Genomic DNA, 3098 nt, shown 5'->3' on the forward strand with positions numbered 1-3098 from the left:
GCGTCAGCGGGTGCAGCTCCTGGCTGCCGAGCGCGCCCGAGCCGTCGCCCTGTTCGAACTCGTTGCGGGCGATGTCGGCGAGGCTGGTGCCGGGCAGGGCTTCGTAGAGGTGCAGCTGCGCATCGGCGGCCTCGCCTTCGGGCAGGCCGAGCTGCTCGTGCAGGAAGTCGGCGAGCGGTGCGCCCTCGAAGCTCATGACCTCGCCGGCCATGTGCGGCGTGATGCGCACGTCGAACACGCGTGTGCAGCGCTTGTAGCGCTTGCGTCCGCGCAGCGGCAGCATCACCCAGCCGGCATCGAGGCCGGCCTCGAGCAGCTCGGGCCGCTGGCGGTAGATGCCGGGCGGCAGCACCGCCGGCAGGTTGGCGGCGGCCGCCTGCTCGAAGGCCTCCATCGCATAGCCTTCGAGCAGCTCGGGCTGGTCGAGCACGTGGTCGGGCAGCGCGGCGATGCGGCCCACCGTCTCCTCGACGGTGGCGGCGACGGCCGAGGCGGCGAGGCCGGCCTCCTGCTCTGGCGTCATCTCCTCGCTCATCTCCAGGCTCAGCAGCTTCAGGCCGGAGTCGACGATCGCGCGCGACAGCACCGCCGCCTGCTGCGGGCCGACCAGGTTGGCGATCAACTTCGCCAGCAGCGGCGACAGGAAATTGATGACGCGCGGCCGGCCGATCAGCCGGATGCCCAGCTTCAGCACCGGCAGCACGGCCGGGATGAAGTTCTCCATCATCGGCTGCGGGCTCTCGCCGGGCCGCAGATCCTGCAGCTCGTGGATGAAGCGCTCGCGCGCGTCGTCGAGCTCGGCGAACACCGGCGGCGCCTCGCCCTGGCCGAGCGCGACCGATTGCGCGATCTCCATGTCGAGCTGCGTCTCGTCCTGCGCGAGCACGGCGTTCGCGACCTGCTGGTCGAACTCCTGCTGCGGCAGCGGGGCGTCGGCGCCGGCCACGTCCTGCACGCCGGCGGCAGCGGCATCCGCGGCGGTGGCATCGGGGGCCGTGGCGGTCGTGGGCGCCGGAGCCGGCTCGGGTGGTGCGAAGCCGAGCTTGCGCGCGAGCTGCAGCGCGATCGGCTGCACCGGTGCCGGCAGGTGGCCGATGGCCTTCTGCAGCACGCGCTGCAGCAGTGGTTTCACCAGCGCCTTGATGCGCGACAGCAGCGGGCCGAGCGTGAGCTTCGTGATGCCCTGGATCGCCGTGCCGGCGACCTTCTTCACGACACCGCCGACCTTCTTGAGGAGCTTGCCGAAAAACTGTTCGAACTGCGGTTCCTGCTGCATCTCGTGGCTGGCGGCCGGCGCGTAGCCGTCGACGAAGGCATCGACCTCGCCCTCGACCAGCCCGGCGCCCTGGCGCGGGCCGAACTGCTGCGCCATCGCATCGACCGCCGCCTCGCATTCGCGCACCAGCGGCGCAAAGTGCTGCATCACCGCCCGGTCGGCCTGGCCGCGCGGCATGCCGGCGGCGAGCTGCCGGTCGTGCAGCGCGCGGGCATGGCATTCGAGCTCGAACAGCGCCTCGTCGAACTCCTCGTCGTGCAGTTCGTCGATCAGGCCGGCGTAGGCCTCGCGCATCGGGTCGTCGTATGCCGTCTCGTCGTCGCCGGCCTCGTACACCGAGACGAAGGGCGAGCGCGTGGCGGCGCGCTCGGAGATGCCGTAGCCGGCTGAGGCCTCCGATTCGGTCGGCGGGCTGAAGCTGTCGAAGGCCAGGAACGGCGCAGGGATGGTGGCAACACTCACGGCAGGCACTCCTCGTTGGATTCACGGACAAGGCCGCACGGGACGGCATCTCTTGACTGTGAAAACGAAAAGGCGGGCGCGAGTCCGACAGCGCGAACTAGGGGGGTGGCGAGGCGGCCCCCCCGCAACTCGAGGGGGCAGGGCGAAGACGAGCCTTCAGTCTCAGCGCGACGCCTGAGGCAGCGGCCGCACCGTCAGGTACAGCGGCTGGCCGGTCGCGTTGCCGCGCAGCAGCTTCAGCACGCAGTCGCGGTTGATGCGRCTCGCGTCGAGCGCCTGGTGCAGCCGGTCGACCGACTCGATCGCCAGGCCGTCGATGCCGACCAGCAGGTCACCCTCGCGCAGGCCGGCGCGCGCGGCCGGGCTGCCCGGCTCGACCGCCGACACCCGCACGCCGTGCGATTGCCCGAGCCCGAGGCCGACGACGATGCGCCGGTCGAGCGCCGTGGTGCTGCCGCCCACGCCCAGGTAGCCGCGCTGCACGCGGCCGTGCTGCAGCAGCTGCGGGATCACCCATTCGGCGATGTCGATCGCCACCGCGAAGCTGATCGACTGGGCGCCGCGGATGATCGCGGTGTTGACGCCGATCACCTCGCCGCGCGAATTCAGCAGCGGCCCGCCGGAATTGCCGGGGTTCAGCGCCGCATCGGTCTGGATCACGTCCGGGATCAGCCGGCCGGTGCCGGCGCGCATGCTGCGGCCGAGCGCGCTGACGATGCCGGCCGTCACGGTGTGCTCGAAGCCGAGCGGGTTGCCGATCGCGATCGCGATCTCGCCGCGCCTGAGCAGCGCCGAGCGGCCGATCGGCAGCGGCGTGAGCCCGCCGCGCGACATGCCGTCGATGTGCAGCAGCGCGAGGTCGGTGTCGGGGTCGTCGCCGACCCAGCGCGCATCGAACTCGCGGCCGTCGCTCAGCGACACGCGCTGGCGCGTGACCTGCGGCGACGGCAGCGCGCTGCCGCCGGCGCGCGTCACGTGCGAATTGGTCAGCAGGTAGCCGTCGGGCGTGAACAGGAAGCCGGAGCCGCCGMCGAGCGCCGCATCGCGGTTGCTGGCGTGGCCGACCACCTTGACCGACGCGACGCTCGGCCCGGCGCGCTCGACCACGCCGGAGACGGTCTCGGAATAGGCATCGAGCAGAAAGGCGTCGTTGGCACCCACGGGGAGATCCTCCAGACAGCGCATGTGGGACTGGGCCCCTGCGCTTTCAAGGGACGCTCTATCCGGCCACCACGCGGTCGCGGCCCTCGGCCTTGGCGCGGTACAGCGCCTCGTCGGCGCGCTGCAGCAGCTGCTCGGCGGTCTCGCCGTCGCGCAAGGTCGCCAGGCCGATGCTGACGGTGATGTGCAGGCCCTGGGC

The 3098-nt window shown here is 71.9% G+C and carries 3 protein-coding genes; all 3 read right to left on the reverse strand.

From position 1 onward, the window contains the following. Nucleotides 1–1738, reverse strand: a 1738-nt coding sequence (locus AC1DXV_RS33110; protein ID WP_477937760.1) for a hypothetical protein, incomplete at its 3' end; no start/stop codon positions are given. A gap of 162 nt (nt 1739–1900) precedes the next feature. Continuing rightward, nucleotides 1901–2923 carry a S1C family serine protease gene (locus AC1DXV_RS33115; protein WP_477937762.1) on the reverse strand — a complete coding sequence of 341 codons (1023 nt, stop codon included), beginning with the start codon at nt 2921–2923 and terminating at the stop codon, nt 1901–1903. Nucleotides 2924–2957: 34 nt separating this feature from the next. After that, nucleotides 2958–3089 (reverse strand): diguanylate cyclase, encoded by a 132-nt coding sequence (locus AC1DXV_RS33120; protein ID WP_477937764.1) that lies wholly within the window; start codon nt 3087–3089, stop codon nt 2958–2960. Nucleotides 3090–3098: the final 9 nt, after the last annotated feature.

The organism is Rhizobacter sp. P3_C12 (genome assembly GCF_056402735.1).